The sequence below is a fragment of the Sinorhizobium fredii genome (genome assembly GCF_002944405.1).
Lineage (GTDB): Bacteria > Pseudomonadota > Alphaproteobacteria > Rhizobiales > Rhizobiaceae > Sinorhizobium > Sinorhizobium fredii_C.
Window position 1 is genome coordinate 383,283 of record NZ_CP024309.1, and the last position, 25,062, is coordinate 408,344.

The 25,062-nt window shown below is 59.0% G+C and carries 22 protein-coding genes and 1 pseudogene; 14 read left to right on the plus strand and 9 right to left on the minus strand.

Going from position 1 to position 25,062, the window contains the following annotated elements; translation table 11 throughout:
• Positions 1 to 178: 178 nt before the first annotated feature.
• From groL to NXT3_RS23080, 8 genes and pseudogenes are all read right to left on the minus strand, one after another.
• A complete protein-coding gene (groL, locus tag NXT3_RS23045; RefSeq protein WP_037377589.1) occupies positions 179 to 1,807 on the minus strand; it encodes a chaperonin GroEL in 1,629 nt (542 codons plus the stop codon).
• A 38-nt stretch (positions 1,808 to 1,845) separates the two neighbouring features.
• Complete coding sequence (groES, locus tag NXT3_RS23050; protein ID WP_104840582.1) at positions 1,846 to 2,160, minus strand: co-chaperone GroES; 315 nt, start codon at positions 2,158 to 2,160, stop codon at positions 1,846 to 1,848.
• Positions 2,161 to 2,557: 397 nt separating this feature from the next.
• Complete coding sequence (gene nodD2 / locus NXT3_RS23055) at positions 2,558 to 3,517, minus strand: transcriptional regulator NodD2 (RefSeq protein WP_104840583.1); 960 nt, start codon at positions 3,515 to 3,517, stop codon at positions 2,558 to 2,560.
• A 223-nt stretch (positions 3,518 to 3,740) separates the two neighbouring features.
• Positions 3,741 to 4,832, minus strand: coding sequence for an LLM class flavin-dependent oxidoreductase (locus tag NXT3_RS23060; protein WP_064254474.1), 1,092 nt, complete (start codon positions 4,830 to 4,832; stop codon positions 3,741 to 3,743).
• A gap of 164 nt (positions 4,833 to 4,996) precedes the next feature.
• Positions 4,997 to 6,615, minus strand: a pseudogene (locus NXT3_RS23065) (SDR family oxidoreductase).
• A 121-nt stretch (positions 6,616 to 6,736) separates the two neighbouring features.
• Positions 6,737 to 7,282: a nuclear transport factor 2 family protein gene (locus NXT3_RS23070; RefSeq protein WP_064254476.1), complete on the minus strand. Its 546-nt coding sequence runs from the start codon at positions 7,280 to 7,282 to the stop codon at positions 6,737 to 6,739.
• 213 nt (positions 7,283 to 7,495) lie between these two features.
• Entirely contained in the window at positions 7,496 to 7,744 is a 249-nt protein-coding gene (locus tag NXT3_RS23075) for a ferredoxin (protein ID WP_104840584.1), read from the minus strand.
• Between the two features lie 32 nt (positions 7,745 to 7,776).
• Complete coding sequence (locus NXT3_RS23080; protein ID WP_199773399.1) at positions 7,777 to 8,955, minus strand: cytochrome P450; 1,179 nt, start codon at positions 8,953 to 8,955, stop codon at positions 7,777 to 7,779.
• Between the two features lie 824 nt (positions 8,956 to 9,779).
• On the opposite strand from NXT3_RS23080, the gene NXT3_RS23090 reads away from it, so the two are divergent.
• The 4 genes from NXT3_RS23090 to rpoN all read left to right on the plus strand — a co-directional run bounded on the left by NXT3_RS23090 (position 9,780) and on the right by rpoN (position 14,736).
• Entirely contained in the window at positions 9,780 to 10,595 is an 816-nt protein-coding gene (locus NXT3_RS23090; protein ID WP_104840693.1) for a calcium-binding protein, read from the plus strand.
• Between the two features lie 645 nt (positions 10,596 to 11,240).
• Positions 11,241 to 12,095 carry a radical SAM/SPASM domain-containing protein gene (locus tag NXT3_RS23095; RefSeq protein ID WP_104840587.1) on the plus strand — a complete coding sequence of 285 codons (855 nt, stop codon included), beginning with the start codon at positions 11,241 to 11,243 and terminating at the stop codon, positions 12,093 to 12,095.
• A gap of 569 nt (positions 12,096 to 12,664) precedes the next feature.
• On the plus strand, positions 12,665 to 13,204 hold the full coding sequence (locus tag NXT3_RS23100; protein ID WP_104840588.1) for a peroxiredoxin: 540 nt from the start codon (positions 12,665 to 12,667) through the stop codon (positions 13,202 to 13,204).
• A 77-nt stretch (positions 13,205 to 13,281) separates the two neighbouring features.
• Positions 13,282 to 14,736, plus strand: a complete 1,455-nt coding sequence (gene rpoN / locus NXT3_RS23105; protein WP_104840589.1) for an RNA polymerase factor sigma-54 — start codon at positions 13,282 to 13,284, stop codon at positions 14,734 to 14,736.
• A 51-nt stretch (positions 14,737 to 14,787) separates the two neighbouring features.
• On the opposite strand, the gene NXT3_RS23110 is transcribed toward rpoN, so the two are convergent.
• On the minus strand, positions 14,788 to 15,321 hold the full coding sequence (locus NXT3_RS23110) for a nitrogen fixation protein NifQ (protein ID WP_104840590.1): 534 nt from the start codon (positions 15,319 to 15,321) through the stop codon (positions 14,788 to 14,790).
• Between the two features lie 603 nt (positions 15,322 to 15,924).
• Here NXT3_RS23110 and NXT3_RS23115 point away from each other — a divergent pair.
• The 10 genes from NXT3_RS23115 to NXT3_RS23160 all read left to right on the plus strand — a co-directional run bounded on the left by NXT3_RS23115 (position 15,925) and on the right by NXT3_RS23160 (position 24,965).
• Positions 15,925 to 16,470 (plus strand): hypothetical protein, encoded by a 546-nt coding sequence (locus tag NXT3_RS23115; protein WP_037390207.1) that lies wholly within the window; start codon positions 15,925 to 15,927, stop codon positions 16,468 to 16,470.
• A 646-nt stretch (positions 16,471 to 17,116) separates the two neighbouring features.
• Complete coding sequence (locus tag NXT3_RS23120; protein WP_037390208.1) at positions 17,117 to 17,437, plus strand: iron-sulfur cluster assembly accessory protein; 321 nt, start codon at positions 17,117 to 17,119, stop codon at positions 17,435 to 17,437.
• 43 nt (positions 17,438 to 17,480) lie between these two features.
• Positions 17,481 to 18,281, plus strand: coding sequence for an iron-sulfur cluster assembly scaffold protein (locus tag NXT3_RS33370; RefSeq protein WP_423828010.1), 801 nt, complete (start codon positions 17,481 to 17,483; stop codon positions 18,279 to 18,281).
• Positions 18,278 to 19,468, plus strand: coding sequence for a cysteine desulfurase NifS (nifS, locus tag NXT3_RS23130; protein ID WP_104840592.1), 1,191 nt, complete (start codon positions 18,278 to 18,280; stop codon positions 19,466 to 19,468). The genes NXT3_RS33370 and nifS overlap by 4 nt, the downstream gene beginning before the upstream one ends.
• 22 nt (positions 19,469 to 19,490) lie before the next feature.
• Positions 19,491 to 20,642, plus strand: coding sequence for a hydroxymethylglutaryl-CoA lyase-like TIM-barrel protein (locus tag NXT3_RS23135; protein ID WP_104840694.1), 1,152 nt, complete (start codon positions 19,491 to 19,493; stop codon positions 20,640 to 20,642).
• Positions 20,643 to 20,788: 146 nt separating this feature from the next.
• Positions 20,789 to 21,172: a nitrogenase stabilizing/protective protein NifW gene (nifW, locus tag NXT3_RS23140; RefSeq protein WP_037390211.1), complete on the plus strand. Its 384-nt coding sequence runs from the start codon at positions 20,789 to 20,791 to the stop codon at positions 21,170 to 21,172.
• Between the two features lie 184 nt (positions 21,173 to 21,356).
• A complete protein-coding gene (locus NXT3_RS23145) occupies positions 21,357 to 22,208 on the plus strand; it encodes an electron transfer flavoprotein subunit beta/FixA family protein (RefSeq protein ID WP_104840593.1) in 852 nt (283 codons plus the stop codon).
• 15 nt (positions 22,209 to 22,223) lie between these two features.
• Positions 22,224 to 23,333, plus strand: coding sequence for an electron transfer flavoprotein subunit alpha/FixB family protein (locus NXT3_RS23150; RefSeq protein ID WP_104840594.1), 1,110 nt, complete (start codon positions 22,224 to 22,226; stop codon positions 23,331 to 23,333).
• 12 nt (positions 23,334 to 23,345) lie between these two features.
• Complete coding sequence (locus NXT3_RS23155; RefSeq protein ID WP_104840595.1) at positions 23,346 to 24,653, plus strand: FAD-binding protein; 1,308 nt, start codon at positions 23,346 to 23,348, stop codon at positions 24,651 to 24,653.
• A gap of 12 nt (positions 24,654 to 24,665) precedes the next feature.
• On the plus strand, positions 24,666 to 24,965 hold the full coding sequence (locus NXT3_RS23160; RefSeq protein WP_064254487.1) for a ferredoxin family protein: 300 nt from the start codon (positions 24,666 to 24,668) through the stop codon (positions 24,963 to 24,965).
• Positions 24,966 to 25,062: the final 97 nt, after the last annotated feature.

A 25,062-nucleotide genomic window follows, 5' to 3' on the forward strand; every position in this document is an offset into this window, starting at 1 on the left:
ATCCAGCCGAACGTTTGCGGCATGTCGCCTTCCACAGACAAGCCGGCGTTGAATGCTGCCCGGCGCGACAAGTGCAGCTATTTGGCCCCGTCGAGAGTCGCTGGAATACCAACGGCCCCGACGGGGCGAACCACCTTTCTCGGCTAGCCGAAGCTGCGGAACGCGGCTTCAGGCGGGACTAGAAGTCCATTCCGCCACCGGGCGGCATTGCCGGCGGAGCTTCCTTCTTTGGCTTCTCGGCAATCATCGCTTCGGTGGTGACGAGCAGGCCGGCAATCGAGGCCGCATCCTGTAGCGCGGTGCGGACGACCTTGGCAGGATCGATCACGCCCATCGAGAAGAGATCGCCGAATTCCCCCGTCTGGGCATTCCAGCCATGGGAGAATTCCGCCTTCTCGCGCAGCTTGCCGACGATGATCGAGCCTTCCGCACCAGCGTTTTCCGCGATCTGCCGCGCCGGAGCTTCGATGGCGCGGCGAACGATCTCGACGCCGACCCTCTGGTCGTCATTGACGGTCTGCACGCCATCGAGAGCCTTGACTGCACGCAGAAGCGCCACGCCGCCACCTGGCAGGATGCCTTCCTCGACTGCCGCTCGCGTTGCATGCAGCGCATCGTCGACGCGGTCCTTGCGTTCCTTTACTTCGACTTCCGTCGAGCCGCCGACGCGGATGACCGCGACGCCGCCGGCGAGCTTGGCAAGGCGCTCCTGCAGCTTCTCGCGATCGTAGTCTGACGTCGTCTCTTCAATCTGCGCCTTGATCTGCGCGACGCGGCCGTCGATGTCGGCTTTGGTGCCGGCGCCATCGATGATCGTCGTGTTCTCCTTCTCGATCGAGACCTTCTTGGCGCGGCCGAGCATGTCGAGCGTGACGTTCTCCAGCTTGATCCCCAGGTCTTCGGAGATCACGGTGCCTGCCGTCAGGATTGCAATATCCTCGAGCATGGCCTTGCGCCGGTCGCCGAAGCCAGGGGCCTTGACCGCCGCAACCTTTAGTCCGCCGCGCAGCTTGTTGACGACGAGGGTGGCAAGCGCCTCGCCTTCGACATCCTCGGCAATGATGAGGAGCGGCTTGCCCGATTGTACGGCAGCTTCGAGAACAGGCAGCATCGCCTGCAGGTTGGAGAGCTTCTTTTCGTGGATCAAGATGTAGGGTTCCTCGAACTCTACCCGCATCTTATCTTGGTTTGTTATGAAATAGGGTGAGATATAACCCCGGTCGAACTGCATTCCCTCGACCACCTCAAGTTCCGTCTCCGCGGTCTTGGCTTCCTCGACCGTGATCACGCCGTCATTGCCGACCTTCTCCATTGCTTCGGCGAGGTAACGGCCGATCTCCGCATCACCGTTTGCCGAGATGGTGCCGACCTGGGCGATTTCCTCATTGTTCGAAACTTCTCGCGCTTTGTTTTTCAGCTCGGCAACGAGCGTATCGACGGCGAGGTCGATGCCTCGTTTCAAGTCCATCGGGTTCATGCCGGAGGCAACGGCCTTTGCGCCCTCCCTGACGATCGCCTGCGCGAGCACCGTCGCTGTCGTGGTGCCATCTCCGGCGATGTCGCTCGTCTTCGAGGCCACCTCACGCAGCATCTGCGCGCCCATGTTCTCGAACTTGTCTTCAAGCTCGATTTCCTTGGCCACCGTAACGCCATCCTTGGTGATGCGCGGTGCGCCGAACGATTTATCGATGACGACATTGCGGCCTTTTGGCCCCAGCGTCACCTTCACTGCGTTCGCAAGCGTATCGACGCCGCGCAACATGCGATCTCGGGCATCGGAATGGAATTTTACGTCTTTTACACCCATGATTTGCTCCTTCGCTGAATTCTGGTCAGTGGCAGCTCTCAGGCGGCCTTTTTATCCGCGCCCAAATCTTCGATGATGCCGAGCACGTCGGCTTCCTTGAGGATCAGCAGGTCCTCGCCGTCGATCTTGATCTCCGTGCCCGACCATTTGCCGAAGAGCACGCGATCTCCGACCTTGACGTCCAGTTCGACGAGTTGACCTTGCTCATTGCGAGCACCCGGGCCGACGGCGATCACCTCGCCTTCCTGCGGTTTCTCCTTGGCTGTATCGGGGATGATGATGCCGGCTTTGGTTTTCTCTTCGGACGAGACGCGGCGGACAAGAATGCGATCGTGGAGCGGTTGGAACTTCATGCCTTCCTCCTGGATAAAATCAATCGGTGATGCTCTCCGCCAGATGAATGCACTGCGGACGGGCAAGGCCGCTCCGGCTACTGGCAGCGGTTGATTCTGGTTCAGTTGAAAGCTGAATTCAAGAGTTTTTAGCACTCGTTGGTCGAGAGTGCTAAAGTGCCGCAGCAAACCGATGGAGCTTTGGCTCACACCGACCTCGAAAGGCCAACGAGCTCTGGCTCGGTTGAGACGGCGGCTTAACCAAGTGGGCTGGCCCCGCGCTTGGGTAGAAGACCGACTTGCGGCGAGGAAGCGATATCGAGGGGATTTTCAAAGAGAGCGGCAACACCGCCTTTATGGAAAGCTGGCGATTAGGAGGCGCACTTGTCGGGAGCAGCGCCTCATCGCGCGGCGGGTGTTATTGAACAACGCGATTAAAGCCGGGATCCTCCAGAGGTTCCTGGGCACGCGGCGAGACCATACGAGACGCCTCCTCTACGAGCATCTCGCGCAGCCAACGACTTGCCGGATCACTGTCGTGAAGGGCGGGCCACTGGATCGCTTCGATAAACGGGGGAAGTGGCAGCGGAAGCTCGACGATCTGCAGGGGTATTGTTTTTGAGAAATGCTGCGCCAGCCGTAGAGGAATGGTTCCTATACGCTCGGTGCCCAACAGCATTGGCGGGATCATGCTGAAGCCCTGTACTGCGACCTCGATACGTTTCTTGAAACCATGCTCGAGCAAATACCATTCCTCGAACGAGGGCTTCCGCGTATTTCCGAACTTCACCGCAACGTGGCCCATCGACATGTATCTCTCGAATGTAAGCGGCTCCGACAGCTGCTCGTTCGTTCGGCAGCCGACGCACACAAATATATCCTCGAACAGCGCAGCGTGAGGATGCAACGACATGCGCGCTTCCGGCATAATCAGAAAATCGATTTCGCCTCGCCGCAGAAGCTCCTCGAAGTCGTCGGCAATCGGCAGACAATCGAAGCTGACGCCAGGAGCTTCCCGCGCCGCACGCTCCACGATCTTTTCGAAAAACACGAGCGTGACGTAATCGGAGAGCACGATTTTAAAGCGGCGATCCGAGTGGGCTGGTTTGAACGCCTCCCAGGAAACAATGGAGTGCTGGATCTGCAGCAGAGCCTCGCGCACCGCCGGGGCGAGCCCTTCCGCCCGCGGCGTCGGGATAAATTCGCGCCCCGCCATTGTGAACAGCTCATCACGAAAATAGCTGCGCAACCGGGCAACGGCCGCGCTCATTGCCGACTGGCTGAGATTGATGCGACGCGCCGCCGCCGTAAGGTTACGCTCGCTCATCAAAGCGTCGAGCGCGACGAGGAGATTTAGATCAAGGCCCTTGAACCGCATGCGTCATCTATCCAAAACGTGGATGGTTGCCACCCCGAAACCGCCAGCATTCTTAATTAGTAATACAAATTGTTCGAAATCAAGGCGGACGCCGCCACATTTATGCAGGATCGCCCGAGGCGGTCGGTAACCCTTTGAATGGCCGCTGCCATTCAGCCGCGGGGCAACCACCGGGAGACAGCACGTTGGCTGGAAGTTGCTTGAAACTGCGCCAGCTCTGACCTTATCGCCCATCATGTTGAGCGGAGCCGGACCCGACCTTCGCCGAGCGGTGGCGCGTGGCCGAGCTGATCGCCGGGATGATCCTGTCTCCCCAAAGTTCAATTTGCCTCAGCGTCGTCTTCTGGTCGAACTCGCCCAATTGGGTCTGAATGGCAATTTGCGTCGGCTTCAGCACGCCAATTTCTTCAAGCAGGCGGTCGATCACCCGATTCACATTGCCGATCGGCAGGTTCTCGCGCATGCTCTCGAACGACAGGTCCTGTTTCGTCGGGACTTCCTCAAGCATATAACCGTCCTCGCTCTGCTGCCGGCGCTGTTGCAACGCTTCAGATAGCCGCCGCTGAAAGCGGGCGTTGTCGAGATAGCTGTTGATCTCCGCCTCGTGGTCGCTGGCATAGCAGCAGCGCAGCAGTGATATCTTGGCTTTCGTGACATTTTTTCTCTCGCAGATCGCTGCCTTCTCGATGCTTTCGCGCAGCGTGCGCAAAGCGTCCAAGCCGTTGTGAAATGCCGTGACGAACAGATTGTGGCCCTCACGATAGGCCCGCCTCATACTGCGCGCGGATCCGGCCGCGATCCAGATCGGCGGGATCGGCTTCTGGACGGTCCGCAATGAAATCGCCGTCGGAGGTATCTTCTGATACTGGCCGTCGTGTTCGAAAACCTTCTGGCTGAGCCCCTTGAGAAGGATATCCAGGTACTCGGAAAAGACGGCAGGCGCCTCGTCGAGATCGACACCGAAGCGCTCGAACTCGAACTGCTGGTATCCGGAGCCGACCCCAAGCTCAAGGCGACCATCCGACACGATGTCGGCGAACCCGATCTCGGCAAGCAGGCGCTGCGGCTGATAGAGCGGCAGTACGCAGACGGCGGTACCGAGACGAATCGTGCTCGTCAGGCCGGCACAATGCGCCACCATCATCAATGGAGAGGGAACGAGACTGTAATTATTGAAGTGGTGCTCGGCAAACCACGCCGTGTTGAAGCCGGCCTGCTCCGAAAGCACTACCTGTTCGATTGAGTTGCGGATGACCGTGTCGGGGGATTGATGATAGCCCCGTTGGGCGGCAAGCAGAAATGTCGCGAATTCCATAGCAAATCCTTCGGTACGGGAGGGTTCTCGATCCGGCTGATCGACGGCGTCGCGACTTGATGTTCATGGAGGACGTTTGCGAACTCGACGGTCGACGATTCGCTCGCCATTCGAAGGTCGTGCCACGAAAGCTGGCATCATTGCAGCGTGCCGTCGCTCGCCCACTAAGGCATGATCGACAACCATTTGGCGGCCGCCACCGGGTATTCTTCGTTGACTCCACTTTCAAATCCAGCTTCATGAAAGGACGTGCAGCCGCCGTCCACGCATAAGGTCGACCCGTTGACGTATGAGGCTTCAGGCGAAGCCAGGAAGAACGCTGCTTCGGCGACGTCTTCAGGTTCTCCCGTCTTGATCGGGATGCGCCGGCTCACCGCTTCCGGGGCGACGCCGCCGACCTCTGCCAACCCGGAGCCTCCGGAAGCGCGTATGTAGCCGGGAGCGATGGTGGCCGTCCGAATACCGACTGGCCCTAGTTCGGCCGCCAGACATCGTGTCAGGATCTCGATCCCTGCCATGGAGGCTTCATAGGCGTGACGCTGTGGGAGGGGCAGAAAGTTGACCATCGATCCAACGTTGAGGATTACGCTTCCGGGGCGCATCATCTTGATCGCCTCACGCGCGCAGGTGAACACGCCTGTGAGATTGACATCCAGGACACGCTGGACCTGTTCTGTTGGTTTTTGGCTCACCGCAACAGAAGGCTCGTTCGCAGCGCTACCGTTAATGAGTACGTCTAGCTTGCCAAAGCGCCCTCGTACCTCGTCGAAAAGCGCCACCACGTCGCTCTCGACGGCAGGGTCCACAGGTTTCGCCATGTGCTTGCCACCGAGAGCGCCCGCAAGCTTTGCCGCCGCAGCGCCGTCTCTATCGGCAATTACGAGGGTATCACCGTTTGCGGCAAAGCTTCGAACAATGGCCGCGCCTATACCGTTCGCTCCGCTCGTGACAAGCACGATTCGCTCCCCGCTGTAATCGGCTGGACGGGAGAGTTCGGCTTCTGGTGTTCCATACACCGGTGGGTGCGCGTCGCCCGGCTGGTTGAAAGACATCCAACCACCATCAACCGTCAGAACCGACCCGTTGACGTGGGCCGCCTGTGGGCTAGCCAGAAAACGCACAACCCCGGCGATCTCGTCCGGACGCGCCATGCGCCCCATCGGTACGCGTCGGCGAATAGCAGCGAGATCCGCCTTGCCGGCACGTTCCAGTTGGCTCACCATCGGCGTCCGCACATAGCCGGGCGCTACTGCCGTCACGCGGATGCCGCGCGGCGCCAACTCGCATGCCAATGTTTTCGTGATCGAGATCAGGCCTGCCTTCGAGGCGGCGTAGGGGCGTTACGCCGGGGATTGCCGAGCACGCCCGCCAGAGAGGCGACGTTGATGATGACACCGCCCGGATGCATACGCCGTGCGGCTTCTCCGGCCATGGCAAAGGGACCGATCAGGTTTACTCCCAAGGCACGTCGGAAAACGTCGACACCGGTGTCAATGGTCTCAGCCATCGACGGCCCGACACCCGCGTTATTGATGAGCACGCCGATCTGCGCGAACCGTGCCTCGACGCGATCATAAAGCGCAAGAGTATCATCCTCTCGCGAGACATCGAACTCAAGGCCGAGATGTCCGGCGCCGAGACCGCGGACCAATTCGAGCACGCCGCTGCCCGGGAGGTCTACAGCGACGACCGTGTCTCCATGCTCTGCAAAAGCATCGACCAAGGCACGGCCAATTCCGCCTGCAGCACCTGTAATGATGATGACGCGTTCTGCTTGCTTCATGAAGATAATTTCTCCTGACCAGCGTTAGCGTTTGGAGGCGAAGGGGCCCGTCGCGTACGGCGGCAAGTTATGGTGACGCAGTCTAGGCCCCGACAGATGTGGTGCATTCCAACGAACCGCCTCATTTTCGTACTCGTGAAGGAATGCGGCGTTTGCCAAGCGCGTAGATCGGGTCATCCGGATGCGATGTTCCGATCGGCTGCCTGAGACCGAACCGCTCAATCTCTGACATCGCCTGAGGTGTCTGCTCCTCGAGCCAATCGTAGACCACCGTGCGCTCGGCAATTCTCCACTCCCCTTCCCGCTTCTGAAAAAGGTCGCAATAGCGACCACATAGGAGAACCTGGCGTATTGTCCTGCCGCCGTCCGGCCCGCGTTGGAGCGCAGTGAAGTAGCTTTCGACGGCGGCTTCAGTCGGGCTGATAAACTCGATTAGAATGTTCGTGATCTGATGGATGTTGCGCGGTTCGGTCTTGAAGACACCCAGCGCGAACTCAATGAAGCCCTCAGCCGAACCGGCATACGCCCCGTGATTGTCATGCGCGTCGGGCCAGTAGGAGCTGCGCAGCGCCGCCTCGTCCGCCCGGTCTATCCCGCGGCAGTACCGATAGAGACAGTCGCGGATCGCTTCGCGGTCGTGTAATTCGACAATTTTCTTGTGGTCCATGGCCTTGTCGCAAGTCTTGAGTTGGAAGAGGCGTGTCCGCGCATCCCGTTATGCAGGTGCAGTTTTCGGTGTTATTCGCCGGTCAGCAGCCGCACGGCGCGCCTGCCTGCCCGCTTGCGCGTCGACTGAAACAGCTCAGTGCCTTAGATTTTCGCGGAGCTTGGACAAACCCGTTTCTTGGGCAGAGGCAATCCTGGTCTCCGCGGCTGCCTTCTATTTGACCCCTCCACGGGCTTGATTGAACAATAGCCGGGTGAGCAAGGCATCGGCTGTGGCATCGATTTCCAGCGCACGCTCGGGGCAGGATCGAGCGCCTCGAGAGGCGAGGAGTTCGTCCCTCTCCGCTACCTCGATGTCTCCAGGTAGGATGTAGCCTTCGTCATCCAGATTGAAGATGCCCGGCGCCTGCGCCCAGCAGCGAGCGTGCCCTTGGCATTTGTTTTTGTGGACGATGATGCGCATGCGCTACTCCATGTCTTTGACCGCGCCTATGGTCAGGACCACTCTAGAATCAGATTCTCGATTCCGAACACATGACCGCCAAAGGTGATGGGTGCCGTACCTTCCTTGATACGGAAGTCGGGAATGCGGGACAGCCATTCCTCCAGACCGATGACGATCTCCCTCCGGGCAAGGTGCGAACCAAGACAACGATGGGGGCCATGGGCAAAGGCGGTGTGGCGGTTGTCTTCCCGTGCCAGATCGATCGTATTGGGACATTCGAATTCCTCCGGATCGCGATTGGCAATCATCGTGGCGCAGGAAATGTAGTCGCCCTTGCGGATGGGCGCGCCATCGAAATCGATGTCTTTCGTTGCCACGCGGATCATCTGTACGGTCGAATAGGCGCGCAGCAATTCTTCGGAGGCAAGTCCGATCCGATCCGGTTCGCTGCGCAGCAATTGCTGATCTTTAAGATTGCGGGCGAGATGGGCTAGGTCAAATCCTATCGCCGTTGCTACCGTGTCGAGTCCCGCGACGAACAGAAGGACCCCGATGCCACGGACCTCCTCATCGGTCAGCGGGCGACCGTTGACCTGCGCCCCAACTGCGAAGCTCATGAAATCGCCGGCCGGTTCCTTGCGGCGCATGGCTGCAAGTTCGTCGATAAACCCCAAGATCGCCAGGGCCGCCGCCGTTCGTTTGACATTCTCTCCGTGAAGCAGATCCCTTCCCCAGCCGACAAACGTGTCCAGCTCCTTATCCGATAGACCAAGAAAGCCAAGGAAGATACTGACAGCAAAGGGGAACGCGAAATTCTTCATAACGTCACAGCTTGTGCTCGGCGCCAAGATCCTGTCGATCAGCGTAATCGCGCGCTCTCGGATGACCGGCTCCAGAACCATGACCCGCTTGGGCGAAAACAGCGGGTTAAGCAGCGAGCGAAAGACGCCGTGCGCAGGTGGGTCGAGTTCCAGTGGTATCATCGGCCAGTTTTCGCCAAGCGCGGAGGCAAAGATGCTGCGATGGCTGGAAAATGTCGCGGTGTCCTGCAGCACTCGGCGCTGGTCCTTGGCGCGCGTGATGACCCAGGTTCCCCGGCCATCCCGCGTGTTGTTGGGAGAGTAAAAGATCGGCGGCGCGTCATGGACACAAGCGACAGCTGCGTGAGGATCCCCGTTGGGCATGCGTTGCATGCCAGGGGACGTGAACAGACTAAAGTCCCTCACCATTTCGGGCGGGACATGATCTGGAACCGGCTTGCAGGCCACGTGGTGTCTCCTCAAGGTCATGCACTCATGCACTCGACTTTTCGCCCGGCGATCATCGATGTTGATTACTGGGGCGGCCCCGTCTTATCCCCCATCTGCTGAACGCTCCCCCGACCCACGCACCAGCGCGGATGAGATCGGTCGCAAATCTCAGCAGCAGAGCATCCGGGCCCCTGGTCCAGGAAGACTGAGCTTACGCGCGCTGAAGTTCAGATGTTGATCAATCACCCGTGAGCTCCTTGAGGTACTGCGGCCATCCGCCCTGCCAAAGCATCGATGCAAGTTCCATGCCGTTGCCGCCGCACGACTTATCCACACCAGCTGCATGCCTTGGACAACTATTTTGGTCCGGTTTCCGACATAGTTGTTCTGCTTCGGACACAAGGAGCCTTGCGGGTAGACACGCGAGAGAGAACGTTGCGAACGCCGCAATCCAATCGGAAGTATGAACCGGCCTAAGCGGGATGAAATGGCCTGCCATCACATACTTGAGCACGATTACCTCCACGCGAGAGGCCTGTGCCTGCTGAACCGCCCGAGGTTTCTGGAGCACCGGAAGCTAGGGTTCTCCGGTGACTTTCCTGGGGGAAAGAAAGGGAAAACTCTAACCGAAATCGGTCTAGCTTGAGGCCATTTCAGTTCTAAGTTTTGGCGAAGCGCACGTGGCGGTTACATCCGCTATGTCAATGCGTTCTATCCAAACAATCAATTACTCTAATTAGCCGACAAGGCATATGAATGAGTTTAGCGACGCGTCGTCGGGCTGTTTGATAAGGTGGATCGCAATGGAAAACACAATTCGAGGCGGCCAGGGTAGCAACAGTCTCTTTGGCAGCAATGGGGATGATATGATCCTCGATCCGACGGGAGATGATTGGATCGATGGTGGTACCGGCAGCGACTCTATCTCGGCCGGCGAGGGCAATGACCGGGTCTTCGGTGGCGTGGGCAATGACCACGTCTTTGGCGAGGAGGGCAACGACTATCTCTACGGCGACCTTGGCCGCGGCAAACCGCGCATCCTCGCTGCGACCATCCTCAATGCGGACAACGACAAGCTCTATGGCGGCCCCGGCGACGACGTCCTCTTCGCGGGCGACGGTAGAGACTCTCTGACCGGGGGTGCCGGCCAGGACACCTTTGTATTCCAGTTCCACAACCCGGCCCCTGGAATTGATAAAAACTACGGGCCAAACGCTGACCACACCACCATTGTGGATTTTGACCCAGCGCAGGATACTTTCACCTTCGATGCAGTAGGTCTTGGCAGCGATGGTATTGAAGCGAATTTCGTGAACCACGCGACGCGTGGCAATCAGGTGGACACTTTCTACAGCGGCCCCGCCGATGGAGCGAACGGCGAGCACGTCGTAGTGATCACTGATCACAGTTTCGCCGATGGCTCGGCGGCAGCCAGGGAAATTTCCGGCGAGGCTGCAGGCGATATAATAGCCTTTTTCAATTATAAGACCATGACGGCGGACCTGGGTTATGTTACCTCCGAGAACCAAGTGGACGACTTCGCGCACCTTGGCAACGTGCAAAGTTTGCTCCACTTGGCTGGCCTGGGCCTGACCGCGTCGGATTTCATGTTCTTCTGATGCGGGACCGACTTTGGCGCACATGGATTGGTGATCTGTATAGTTGCAGCTCGCCCTTCATTGGGAAAAGCACTTTGAAAAAGGCGTCGCTCCAGACGCCGAGTCCGACAATCCTGCCGTTCTCGGAAAGCTCTATCAACGCCAGTGCGTCCGCGGCGCCCTTGCACCGTTAATCCGCGATTGCGAGCAGCTACTCATGGGCAAAAGCACCCCGAGTTGCTCCAGTCTGCTATGAGGCACATCGCGGCCATCTTCAACATAGGTGGCCTTAAGCGCGGCACTAACGCTCAGAAGCTGGGAGGTATAGTGATAGGTCGACCCATCGAAGCTCAGCGCTCACAGGACCGCGGGATTGAGATCCCCAATCCCGGCAGATGCGCCTTCGCAACGTCGCGCGCTTGCGCGTTGGCATGGCATGGTCCTCACGATCAAACCGCTGCAATGCGTGATTATCTACCCTCAGTCCAATGGCATGGCCCTTGTTCTTCTTTGGCAAGATCCCATCAAAGCACTAGAGCTACTAACAAAAACACTGCTCCGGGCAGTTCGTTCGAGAAGATGGAGGATTAGCCATCACGAAGGGTGCACTCGACGGCTGTCTGTCGGGAATGCCTTTTGTTCCAGGTCAATTGAGAGATCCAGAAAGTGGCCGAGTCAAACTCGACAAACCTGCAGGAATTGCGCGCTGCCATCCCCGGCGGCAGGGTACTGGAAATAACGACCACCACAGGCTGCGTCGTCGGATGTTCTTATTGTCCGCAGGAAAAGTTCGTCAACCGGCAAAGAGCAGTATCCCGTGTGAAGCATCTTTGTCTTGACGATTTCAAGCGATGCCTGGCGCGCGTACCGACAGCTGTAGACGTTAGTTTTGCCGGCTACTCCGAGCCCTGGCTCAATCCGGATTGCACCGAAATGGTCGAGCATGCTCACATGTCCGGCCATGGCATCCGGATTTTCACGACACTTGTAGGAATGAACAGGCGCGATCTACGACGCTTGCAGGCGCTGCGCTTCAGGGTATTTGTGGTCCATGTTTTCGATGACGGCGCGTACATGAATAGCCGCCTTGTCCGTGGAAAATATCTGGACTTGATCCGTGAACTGGTCGACTCAGATATTCCCTCAATTCGATTTCTAGTGTTGGGTGAAGTCCATCCCGATATCGCCGGGATAGTTCCTGCGGGAGCGCTAGTTCGGACGCGACCGCTGAGTAGCAGAGGTGGAAGCGTCGATTCTAGGATCGTCGAAACTCGACCGCGCGTGGTCGGAGCACTGACATGTGCTGAGGAACGACAGTATCGGAATGTTCTTCTCCCAAATGGCGACGTTGCTCTCTGCTGCATGGATTTCGAGCGGCGCCATGTCTTGGGCAATCTCCTGCGCGACGAATATCAAGAGCTCTTCGAAGGGCCAGTTTTTAGGGAAATCGCCGATCGCATGAACGGCAAGGATGGTTTTTTGCTTTGCAGGGTATGTGAATTTGCCGAAGCAAAAAAGTAGATTGCTGATTTCTATGCCGGCGGAGCGCCGTGAAGTTGATGACCGCTGCGCCTTGAGGGCGTAGCAGCTGCACGTACGCGAGCAAATCCCTCCAAACTACTCAATGGCAAGCAATCTCCTGCTGTCATATTTCGTTTGTTTCGAACGTTCACGCTAAACGCTACAAAAGCTCGGGTCGAGCCCCAGAAGCGCCAAATGATCTCCTCGACGTCACCTGAGCGCTAGCATCGGCGAAATCTTCCAAGGCGCGGCTATAGGAGGTGGCAGTCAAGCCTTGCCATACTGCTTGCAACACACCGCCGCAACGGCGATCGTCGCCGCACCTATGGAACGCGGTCCGACGTGCTTGGTCGGGGGGCCGACATTCTTGTCTGAATTCGAACACAAGAAAGTTCGCGGCCTAGACACGTAGGCAACAAAGCAAACGCGACGACCCGCGCAAGAGAGCGTAATCCCTGCAATCTGGAATTGGCATGGCACTTGCTTGACCGGAATGTCGGCTAGGTCGATCAGCGTGAGCCTTAACTAAGCAGCACTGCGTTAGTTACTATTCTAGAGGAGCAATATCGATGGCCATGAAGAGGAAGGTTCCCTTCGTCACGTTCCGCACGCGTGTTCGCGATGAGTCTATCCGTGGGCCAAACCCATACCGGTGGGAAACCAAGACGTCGGACGACTATTTCAAGGGCAAGCGGGTCATCCTGTTCTCGCTGCCGGGCGCCTTCACCCCGACCTGCTCCACCTACCAGCTGCCCGATTTCGAGGATCTCTACACCGAGTTCCGGAAGGAGCGCATCGACGAGATCTACTGTCTCTCCGTCAATGATGCATTCGTCATGAACGCCTGGAGCAGGGCCCAGGGGCTGAAAAACGTCAAGCTCATTCCCGACGGCTCGGGCGAATTCACCCGCAAGATGGGCATGCTGGTCGCCAAGGAGAATCTCGGATTCGGGATGCGTTCCTGGCGCTACGCAGCAATAATCAACAATGGCGTGGTGGAGCAGTGGTTCGAGGAGGAAGGCCTGTCCGACAACTGCGAAGCCGACCCCTATGGCGTCACTTCTCCGCAAAATATTCTTGAGAGGCTGAAGGCCCCGGCCGCCGCATGATCTAGAGGAGCAGCCACCGTTTCACCGCTACCATCACGCACGGCAAAGTGCGTCGCTCGACAGGAGTTTCGCTCTTCATGGAGCCCTTTGTAGGCCTTCTTCAGCGTCAGCAGCAATCGCTCGTGATGACGCCCCAACTCATCGCGTCGATACGCTTGCTGCAACTGGCGCATGCCGAACTGCATCAGTTCGTCGAGCAGGAAATAGAGAAGAACCCATTCCTGGAGTTGGCGTCAAACGATACCGCCGCCTCTGCCGATTCATCGACCTCCCCGGGGGAAGATCCAAGCATCTGCGCGCGCGCAAACAACGCAGATGGGCCGAGGGCCGAAAACTCGGAACTGCTCGGGCAATGGAAGTCGATCCGCGACACAACCAACACCGCCGCCGGCGAAAGGCCTGCCCTGGAGGAGTTTGCCGCCTCAGCGGAAACATTGCACGACCATGTCGCCCGTCAGATCGCCCTTACTGCATTCACGCCACAGGAGCGGCTGATCGCCGGCGAGCTTGCCAGTCATCTGGAAGACACTGGGTATATTCATGTAGACCTGTTGGAGCTCGCCCTGAGGCTGAATATCCAAGAGGCTGATGTAGAACGGGTTCTCGGAACCTTGCAGCTCCTTGATCCACCCGGAATATTCGCTCGAACTCTCAGCGAATGCCTGGAGATACAGCTACGCCAACGAGATCGCTTCGACCCGGCGATGGCGGCGTTGATCGCCAATCTTGAGATGCTGGCGCAACGCGACTTTCAGGCTTTGACGCGGCATTGCGGAGTTGACGAAGACGACCTCCTCGACATGTTGCATGAAGTCCGCACGCTCGATCCCAAGCCTGGAAACCGATACCAATCCGGAGCTCCGGACTATATCATACCCGACGTCTGGGTTCTGCCCTCGCCAGGAGGTGGATGGCAAATCGAGCTTAATCCCGACACTCTGCCCAAAGTGCTCATCAACCAAACCTATTTTGCCGAAGTCTCTCGCCTGACCGCAGACAATTCAGCAGATCAGGCATTCCTCAACGAATGCCTGGAAAACGCGAGCTGGCTGGTTCGCAGCCTCGATCAGCGCGCCAAAACGATCCTCAAGGTAGCAACTGAAATCGTCCGCCAACAGGATGTATTTCTAGAGCATGGCATTGCCCATCTTCGGCCGCTCAACCTTAAGACCGTCGCTGAGGCGATCGACATGCACGAGTCGACTGTAAGTCGGGTGACATCGAACAAGTACATGCTCACTCCGCGCGGCGTCTTCGAGCTAAAGTACTTTTTCACGGTCGCGATCGCCTCCACCCAAGGCGGGGATGCGCATTCCGCTGAAGCTGTCCGCCATCGCATCAAGGCGATCATCGCCGCAGAAGCCGCCGATGAAGTGCTTTCCGACGATGAAATCGTCGCCCGGCTCAAGGAAACCGGCATCAGCATTGCGCGCCGCACCGTCACAAAATATCGGGAGGCAATGAACATACCCTCCTCCGTGCAACGCCGCCGCGAAAATCGTGTACGGATTCAATGGCGATCAAAAGCCTGACGGCCCCCGTTTCGCTGGCCGATGATCCCGAGCGTATCCCGGCGAGGCCGCCTAGCCGCCTTCCTCCGGTCCGAAGCAACTCTTGAACTCGTTGCATTCCCGGCAACTCGGCGCGGAACAAAGGGAAAAGCCTTCAGCCTCGCAGAGCTTGTGGTAGAGATACTTCTTCCATTTCATGTTGTTTGTGTTGCCCTCCGCGAGCTTAGGGAAATGCGTTTCAAGCAAACGGCTGAGCTCGGACCGGTCGACGAGGCCGAGCTCCTGCCAGAGATGGCCATCGCGCAAGGCACGCCGGGCGACAATCTTGGCGAAATGGGCGCTCGCGGGGTTGCCGGGGCGGGCATGCGTCGTCAGCAGGCGACGCAGAAGTTCTTCTTCCATGCCCGGCTCGGGATCGCTCACCTCATCCAAGGAGAAGCCGTGGATGAGGCTTGTTGGAAAACAGCGCGTCAGGATGTCCAGCAACTCTCCACTTGAGAGGCCGGTTGCCTCGGTCGCCGTCGCCTCTCCCGCCTCGATCTCCTCCAGCGCACGCGAAAGAACACAGGCAAGCACATGTTCGTCGAAATCCATCTCGAGGTCCATACGCGGCCACCCGCCAGTGCCGGACGGTTGTGAGTGTCGCCGCCGACTGGACCGGTAGGATATACGCACTCCACGGGTGATGCCCGTCCCGGAGAAAATGCGCATCTGACGCCGATCTGACATACTGCTCGTCCTTCCGTTCTCATCCATGGATGTCATATCGGTCGGCAGGTCCCGCCACCCATGACACGGGAATTTCAAAACTCGTGCCAGCTGCGCGAGAAACCTCCTGAAACCCGATTTTCCGAGCTTCATTCAACAACTTAAGATGAGAGTTTGAGCAGGAACGGGTCGAACACGGTGTCTCGGAACAGACAAAACCCGACAGCGCCGCCTCCCGATGCGTCAAACAATCGTCTCGGGGTCGATTCTCGGCGCCGCCGGATGCGAGCACGTGGCGCGCTGTGCCCGATACCCGAAGACGAAACGAAGAAGACCGTCCCAAAAGGTGTCACGATCGCCCAAGCTCGGGCGCTGGTTGGTACGGTGCTTGCAGATTACGCTCGGGGCAAGCGAAAGCTGTGGGGCCACGCCTAGGCTGCTCGCGCGACCATCGATATTCAGAAGGCTGGATGTAGCCCACATGAGGAGGAGCCGCGGCGAATGACATGCATTGTCGGTCTTACCAATAATGGGTCAGTTCACATCGGCGGCGACAGCGCTGGTGTGGGCGGCCAATCGCTTACCATCCGGGCCGATCGCAAGGTTTTCCGCAAGCAAGACTTCATCTTCGGATTTACGAGCTCCTTTAGATTGGGCCAGTTGTTGGCACACTCCTTCGATCCGCCGGAAAGGCATGCCAAAACAGATGTCTACGCATTTATGGTAACCGAGTTTGTGAACGCGCTTCGCCGATGCCTTCAAGATGGCGGCTTCGCACAGAAGCACAACGAAGCTGAGAGCGGTGGCACCTTCCTCGTCGGCTATCACGGACGGCTCTTCAAAATCCACACGGACTATCAGGTTGGCGAGGCGGCCGATGGCTTCGACGCCTGTGGATGCGGCCAACAAATCGCACTGGGCGCGCTTTTCGCATCGGCCGACTCTCCGCCTCATGAAAGGTTGGCGATAGCGCTCAATGCGGCCGAGCGCTTTTCAACCGGCGTACGCGGCCCGTTTCACTTCGAGACGCTCGAAGCCGTTGAGTGAAGAGGTCGATGCCCACGCCCCGCCCGTGCGGCACACCAGGTCTCTGCTAGCCTTCCAAAAGCGCCTGTCGCACCTGACAGGCCTTCGCTCGCATCTCTGCAGCCAGACTGTCGGGGTCCCAAGCCTCGAAGGCAAGGCGTTCTTCCGCCCCAACCATCAACCAGTGAGGAAATTGCGGTCGCGACCATGTTGCAGCAAAATCTTGCCAGACCCGCTGAACGTGGGAGAATTCATAAGGCCGGAACCAGGTCAGAGCGGGTCTGCGAACGCAGGCGCACACGCCGCACTTTCAGCCGATCTCGCCGAAATACGCTCATGATCTTGCGCAGGGGGTTTGGACGTCAGCCGGTAACAACTGCCGCGTGAGAAAATGCATCTCACGACATCGGGCACAATCTGCAGCAACCATCGATGACTTGGCAGTGCCGCGGAGAGCGAGCCGAGGCGAAGTCCAGTTAAGGGCAACCCAACAACGATACTTTGTTGCAGCGTATTGGCTGGCGCCCGGTTTCCTGTCCCATGTGCGACGATGTCGGACATGCGACACCAGCGTCAGAGGCATATTGTTGTTTGCAAACAGTTTTTCCTTTGGCACGGCGGATGCGTGATTGCCCGCCGAACGTATCCGTCCGAGGGAACCCAACGCATGATCACGCTCACCGAGAATGCCGTCGCCGTCATGAAGGCTGCTCTTTCGCGATCCGCCGAGCCGGTGGAAGGTTTTCGAATCATGATCCAGGCGGGCGGCTGCTCAGGCTTCAAATACCTGATGGGGCTGGAAAGCTCGCCGCGCGAGGACGACGCCGTGATCGAGGCCGACGGGGTAAAGGTGTTCGTAGACGTCGCATCGCAATTGCAAGTCGCTGGCATGACCGTCGACTTCGTCACGGAGGTCGAATCCGCCGGATTTGTCTTCGACAACCCAAACGCACAAGAGACCTGCGCCTGCGGAAAGTCCTTTGGCTGATCACCTGACTCAAGTGAGAAGAGCCATGGGAAACAATCGCGGAATGGTCGAGGAATCTTTCTTCAACGCGGTGAATGCCGGCGTTCTTGAGATCACTAGGGTCGGCGCCATCTCCTGCGGCAATAGACTTGACTTGATGACAAGAGTCGATGCGGGAGCGATCACTGCGGCGAGATCCCATCTGTTGCGCTGCAGCTCTGCGATCGCCGCCTTGCCGGAATTTGCCGAGCGCATCTTCGGTACGGCTGCCGGCGGAGCGTGCCGCCTGACCCATCGGGAGACGGTGCGGTTTATTGACAGGCTGCTGCAGGAGAGGACGCACCGCCCCGCGATACGAATTGCTTCGAGGGCCAAAATCCGCGGTATGGGGCGCATCTGGCCACGCGAGCGAGGCGCCCCAGTGTGCAAAAGCTTCAGTGTTGATGAAAGGGTGATCATCAGGACATCCGCATCAACTGTCTCCCCACCAACCGGCAAGTCACTCACGACACGGAGCCTGGTAGCAGCGGAGTTACATGTTCCAAAGCATTGGAGGAAATGCTTGTCGGGGGCCGTGCAGCAATGTTCACCGAAGCCCTCACTGCGTGAGAGAAGGCGTGTCGGCAAAACAAAGGCCGCCGTCGATGCAAAGTCGACCTGTCGCATCACTGTCAAGGACTTGCGTTCGCCTGAAGCCTGTCGGGACCGCGACACTCCTGATCTCAGCGGTGTTCAGGCTGCCTCAGCTCACCACGTGCCTCGGTCCCGTGTCTGGCCGCCTCAGTCATTAAGCGCACGAGCAATCAAGGGGGTCGAGCACACAAATGTTCACGTTGCTCCCCGCCAGCCGAGAATGCGTCCATGAGATCTATCTATCTGGATAACAACGCGACGACACGAGTCGATCCCGAAGTGGTTGAAGAGATGCTGCCATTCTTCACGGATCAATTTGGAAATCCTTCTTCGACGCACGCGTTTGGCTCTTCCGCCGGCGTGGCTGTGAGAAAAGCGCGCCGGCAGTTGCAGGCGCTGATCGGCGCAGAGTTCGACTACGAGATCGCGTTTACCTCAGGCGGGACGGAAAGCGACAATGCAGCGATCCTTTCGGCGCTTGAGGTTTTGCCTGAGCGCCTGGAGATCGTGACTTCTGCGGTGGAGCATTCGGCCGTGCTGACGCTCTGCGCGGATCTTGAGGAGACGCGCGGCATCAAGGTACACAGGGTCCCAGTTGATCGCCTTGGGCGGCTAGACCTCGACGCGTACAAGGCCGCGCTCAGCCCGCGTGTGGCAATCGTCTCGATCATGTGGGCGAACAACGAAACGGGTACGATCTTTCCCGCGATCGAACTCGCAAATTCAGCAAAGGAGGTCGGTGCCCTTTTCCATACCGACGCAGTCCAGGCCGTCGGCAAGGTTCCAATCGACCTCAAGTCGACTGCAATCGACATGCTTTCGATCTCCGGCCATAAACTGCACGGTCCGAAGGGAATCGGCGCCCTCTACGTGAAGCGTGGCGTACCCTTCCGCTCGCTGATCAAGGGAGGGCACCAGGAACGGGGCAGGCGCGCGGGTACAGAAAATACGCCAGGCATAGTCGGGTTAGGCAAAGCAGCCGAACTCGCCTTGAAATTCATGGACGATGAGAACACACGGATAAAATCACTGCGAGACCGCTTGGAGAAAGGTGTTCTCAAGCGTGTTCCATACGCCGTCGTCACCGGCGACCCACTGGAGCGCTTGCCGAATACTGCGAACATCTCCTTCCACCAGGTCGAAGCCGATGGCATGCTGTTTCTCCTCAGCCGTTATGGGATTGCCTGCTCCTCCGGCTCCGCTTGCAGCTCCCGCTCGCTGGAACCGAGCCATGTCTTGAAGGCAATGAACTATCCTGATAGCGCGGCACACGGGACAATCCGCTTCTCCTTCTCACGCCACAACAGCGAGGAGGATGTGGACCGGGTGCTCGAGGTGATACCCGGGATAGTCGAGAAGTTGCGCGACATGCCCCGATATGGATCGCCTGCGGAAGAGCGGCGATCTGGTCTGCGCTGAGGAGAAGAGGCGGCCTCGGCTCATGAAACGGCAAATCTTTCTCAACGATACCACCATGCGCGACGGTGAGCGGGCGCCTGGCGTCGCCTTCACTACGGCAGAAAAGTTGGGGCTCGCCGAGTCGCTCGCCGCCGCCGGCGTCTGGGAAATCGAGATCGGCACGCCGGGCATCAGCCCCGACGAGATCGAAACAATTCGCGCGGTGGTCGCATTGGGTCTCCCCGTTCGGCTCGTCGCCTGGTGCCGGATGACGTCAGAGGATCTCGACGCAGCAATTGAATGCGGGGTGCCCGCCGTCAATCTGGCCCTGCCCGCATCGGACATCCAACTGACCGGCAAGCTCGGCCTTGATCGGGCAGGAGCGCTCAAAGTCGTCGAGAGGGTGGTCGGGCGCGCAGCCAATCGGGGACTCTTCGTGGCGGTGGAATGCGAGGATGCATCGCGCGCCGACCGGGCTCATCTCGCCCATGTGATCGAGACGGCTGCGCGCGCGGGCGCAAGCCGCGTCAGGCTGGCCGACACAATCGGAGTTCTCGACCCCTTCTCGACGTTCGATCTTGTCTCCGAGTTGGCGTCACAGTTCCTGATGGATCTGGAATTTCATGGTCGCAACGACTTCGGCCTTGCTACCGCCAACACGCTGGCGGCGATCCGCGCCGGGGCGTGGCATGCCTGCGTAACCGTCGGCGGCCTGGGCGAGCGCGCCGGCAATGCCGCGCTCGAAGAGGTCGCTGCAGCACTGGCTGTGCTCGACGGCGAAAATATCGGCATTTCCCTCAAAGCGTTACCCGAGCTCGCCGCCCACGTGGCGCGTGTCGTCGGCCGCCGCATACCAGCCATCAAGCCGGTGGTCGGCGCGGATAGCTTCACCCAGGAAACCGGACTGGATGTCGCAGAGCTGCTCAAGGAACCCTGTACTTACCAGGGTCTCGATCCGGCTCTCGTTGGCCGCCGCCAACAGATTGTCATCGGCAAGCATTCTGACGCCACTGCCATTGCACAAGTGCTGAAAGAAAAGGGGCGCGAACTTGACCCGGATCTAGCAGCCGCGATCATCTCCCGCGTCCGCTCCCAGGCGTGCGAGACCAAATCGACCGTCACTGAAACCCAACTGGTCAAGCTTTACGACGAACTATGTCGTGCATCGTCAGACCGCTATCTTGGAAGCGAGTGAGCCGGACAATGTCATTCCGCTCCGCCAGCTTGGTCGATATGGCAGCCGTACGCCGTGAAAAAAGCGTTCCGTGATCGCCGATGACAGTAACGCTCCGGCGTGCTTGCCGATTCTAACGCGCCATCTATCGTCGACCGGAGAATACAATGTGCAAGTGTTCTAATAGGACTGACCATATTAATGCTAGTGACATCCTCGCGCGGCTGAAGGGTCTGTCGGCTGCAGAGGAGTTCTTTGCAGTGCTTGGCGTCTCTTATGACCCGAAAGTGCTCGATGTCTCGCGACTCCACATCATGAAGCGTATGGGCCAATACCTCGCCGAAGAGGACTTCTCCGGTCTACCCGATCAGGTGATCGCGGCCCGGGCCCACGCCATGCTGGAACGGGCCTACGAGGATTTCGCGACTTCATCGCCCCTCAAGCACCGGGTCTTCAAGGTGCTCAAGGATCACGATCCGGATAATCCCGCCACATCGGCCCGCGCCTTTGTCCCGTTAGACTCCGTCCTGAAACCGTTTGGGAGGGAATGAGCGCGTCGCGCTTGCGACAAGATGCTGTCGAAACTCCGACAAACCAGTAGCGGCGCAAACACCCCTTGTCCGGAAATCTACATTCCTTTCAGTCGCATAGGAGAGTGCGGAGCGTTTGGCACAAATGATGCTGGCTAAAGGCGACAAACCGGAAAATTCGGACAGGGAAGAGTAAAAGACCGCCATGCACATCCTAATCTGTATCAAGCAGGTGCCGGACTCCGCTCAGATACGCGTCCATCCGGTGACGAACACGATCATGCGTCAGGGGGTGCCGACCATCATCAACCCCTATGACCTGTTCGCCCTTGAAGAAGCCCTCAGATTGCGCGACTGCCATGGCGGCGAGGTCACCGTGCTGACCATGGGGCCGCCCATGGCAGAGGACTCATTGCGCAAGGCCCTCACTTACGGCGCCGACCGCGCCGTGCTTTTGACGGACCGGTATTTTGCCGGCTCCGACACCCTGGCGACCTCATTCGCTCTTTCTCAGGCCATTGCAAAGATTGGAGAGACCTTCGGTGCGCCTGACATCGTCTTCACGGGCAAGCAGACGATCGACGGCGACACCGCCCAGGTCGGACCCGGCATCGCCAAGCGCCTCGACTTTTTGCAGCTCACTTACGTCGCGAAGATCGTTTCGATCGATCTCGATGCGCGCGAGATCACGGTGGAGCGCCGCTCGGAAGGAGGCACGCAGACGCTGATGACCAAGCTCCCCTGCCTCATCACAATGCTGGAAGGCACCAACGAGATCCGCCGCGGCTCTCTCGACGACGCGCTGCGCGCCGCACGCAGCCAGATCGTGAAGTGGAACGCGGCCGACGCCGGCATTGAGGACCTCACCAAATGCGGCCTGCGCGGTTCTCCAACCGTCGTCAAGCGCGTCTTTGCCCCTACTGCGCGGGCCGAAAAGGCGGAGCAGATCGACACCACCGAAAAGACGTCCCGCGATCTTGCTGAAGAATTGATCGCCGGGATCTTCTCGCGCCAGCCGGCGCTGGAAGACGAGCTCGCCTTCGACGGCGACGATTGAAGGCAAGGAGAGCCGATGTTGGACACGAAACGAGACACCCCTCCTCCAGCCGCTGGCCGGGCCGGCATGAAGAAGGAGCTGCCAGAGCATTTCAAGGACTATCGGCACGTTTGGGTCTTCATCGAGCTGGAACGCGGCCAGGTCCATCCCGTCTCCTTCGAGCTGCTCGGCGAAGGCCGCAAGCTCGCTGACCAGCTGGGCGTCGAGCTTGCCGGCGTCGTTCTAGGCCCGCCGGGGGAGGCTACCTGGCATGCCGTCGCCGAGGCCTTCGCATATGGGGCCGACCTGGCCTACATCGTCGAGGCCCCACTGCTCGCCGACTATCGCAACGAGCCTTTCACCAAAGCGATGACGGATCTGGTCGAGACCTACAAACCGGAGGTTCTGCTTTTGGGTGCGACGACGCTCGGCCGCGACCTTGCCGGTTCCGTGGCGACGACCCTGTTGACAGGGCTAACCGCCGACTGCACCGAACTCGACGTGGATACCGACGGCTCGCTTGCGGCGACACGGCCGACTTTCGGCGGCTCCCTGCTCTGCACGATCTACACGCTCAACTGCCGCCCGCAGATGGCCACCGTGCGGCCAAGGGTCATGGCCATGCCGGAGCGAACGAACAAGCCGGTCGGTCGCGTCATTCAGCACGAAGTGCCGATGGTAGAGGAAGAGATCGTCACCAAGGCCCTCGGTTTCCTCTCCGACGGCCAGTCGTTGAGCGCCAACCTCGCCTATGCCGACGTCGTAGTTGCCGGCGGCCTCGGTCTCGGCGCGGCCGAGAACCTGAAGCTCGTGAAAAATCTCGCACGGGTGATTGGGGCCGAATATGGCTGTTCGCGCCCACTGGTCCAGAAGGGCTGGATGCCGGCTGATCGGCAGATCGGCCAGACGGGCAAGACTATCCGGCCGAAGCTCTATATAGCGGCCGGAATCTCGGGCGCCATCCAGCACCGGGTTGGTGTCGGGGGAGCTGATCTCATCGTAGCGATCAATACCGACCCGAACGCGCCGATCTTCGATTTCGCACACCTCGGCGTCGTAACCGATGCAATCCGCTTCCTGCCGTCATTGACGGAAGTCTTCACCCATCGGCTGTCGCCGCACAGTCGCGACAAGCTTGCGAACTGAGGAATACGGGCCATGACCGAGGAAAAGTTCGACGCCATCGTTATCGGGGCCGGTATGGCCGGCAACGCGGCCGCTTACACGATGGCCAGCCGCGGCCTCAAGGTGCTGCAGCTGGAGCGCGGTGAATACCCGGGTTCCAAGAATGTCCAGGGCGCCATCATGTACTCGAACATGCTGGAGAAAATCATCCCGGACTTTCGAGATGATGCGCCGTTGGAGCGGCATCTGATCGAGCAGCGGTTCTGGATGATGGACGACACATCCCACATCGGGATGCAGTACCGCTCGGATGACTTCAACGAGTCAAGACACAACCGCTATACGGTCATTCGCGCCCAGTTCGACAAGTGGTTTTCCCGCAAGGTGCGCGAGGCGGGAGCGACGGTTCTTTGCGAGACGACGGTGACGGAACTCGCCCGCGACAGCGACGGAAAGGTGATCGGCGTTCTTACCGACCGCACCGGCGACATGATCCTTGCGGACGTGGTCGTTCTCGCAGAAGGGGTCAATGGGCTTCTCGGCACGCGGGCTGGCCTGCGTGAGACGCCAAAGCCTCAAAACGTGGCGCTCGCAGTCAAGGAAATGCATTTCCTGCCCGAAGAGGTGATCGACCAGCGGTTCGGCCTGAAGGCAAACGAAGGCTGCGTGATCGAGGCGGCGGGCACCATCTCCCGCAGCATGGCCGGGCTCGCCTTCCTCTATACCAACAAAGAGTCGATCTCGATCGGCATCGGCTGCCTCGTCTCGGATTTCGCCGCGACAATGGAGAGCCCTTACGAGCTGCTCGAAAGCTTCAAGAACCATCCGTCGATCCGGACGCTGATCGCAGGTTCGGAGGTCAAGGAATATGCCGCTCATCTCATTCCGGAAGGTGGTTACAGGGCCATCCCGCAGCTCTTCGGAAACGGCTGGGTGGTGGTAGGCGACGCAGCACAGCTCAATAATGCGGTGCACCGCGAAGGATCCAACCTCGCCATGACGTCCGGGCGCCTCGCCGGTGAGGCTATCTTCCTGGTCAAGAAAGGTGGGCGGCCAATGACGAAGGAAAACCTCGCCCTCTACAAGTCAATGATGGACAAGTCCTTCGTCATCAAAGACTTGAGGAAATACAAGGATATGCCTGCCCTTCTTCACACGAATTCCCGCAATTTTTTCACAACTTATCCGCAATTGCTGTCGCAGGCGGCACAGAATTTCATGCGTGTCGACAGCACCCCGAAGCTCGATAAGGAACGGGCAACCACTGCCGCCTTCATCAAGGCTCGTTCGCGATGGGGGCTCGTCGGTGATGCAGTGCGCTTGGCATTCGCCTGGCGCTGAAGGAGAGATGAGATGACGATTGCTGTCACCAACTTACGTGTAGAGGACAAGCTCTACCAGAACCGCTACGTCGTCGACTCAGGACGTCCGCACATTAAAGTGCGACCGCACAAGTGGCCGAGCGCGAACCTCTTCGCCCTGACGAGCGTTTGCCCGGCCAAATGCTATGAGTTGAATGACAACGGCCAAGTCGAGATCACCGCCGACGGGTGCATGGAATGCGGCACATGCAGGATCCTGTGCGAGGCAAGTGGTGAGATCGAGTGGAATTACCCGCGAGGCGGCTACGGCGTCCTCTTCAAGTTTGGTTGACGAGGCTCGCGCGCGTATCGGAACCAGCATTCGCTTGTTCAGGTTGTCGAAAACATGCAAAAAGGAGTTGGGGTAATATGCTTCCAAAGTTCAGAAG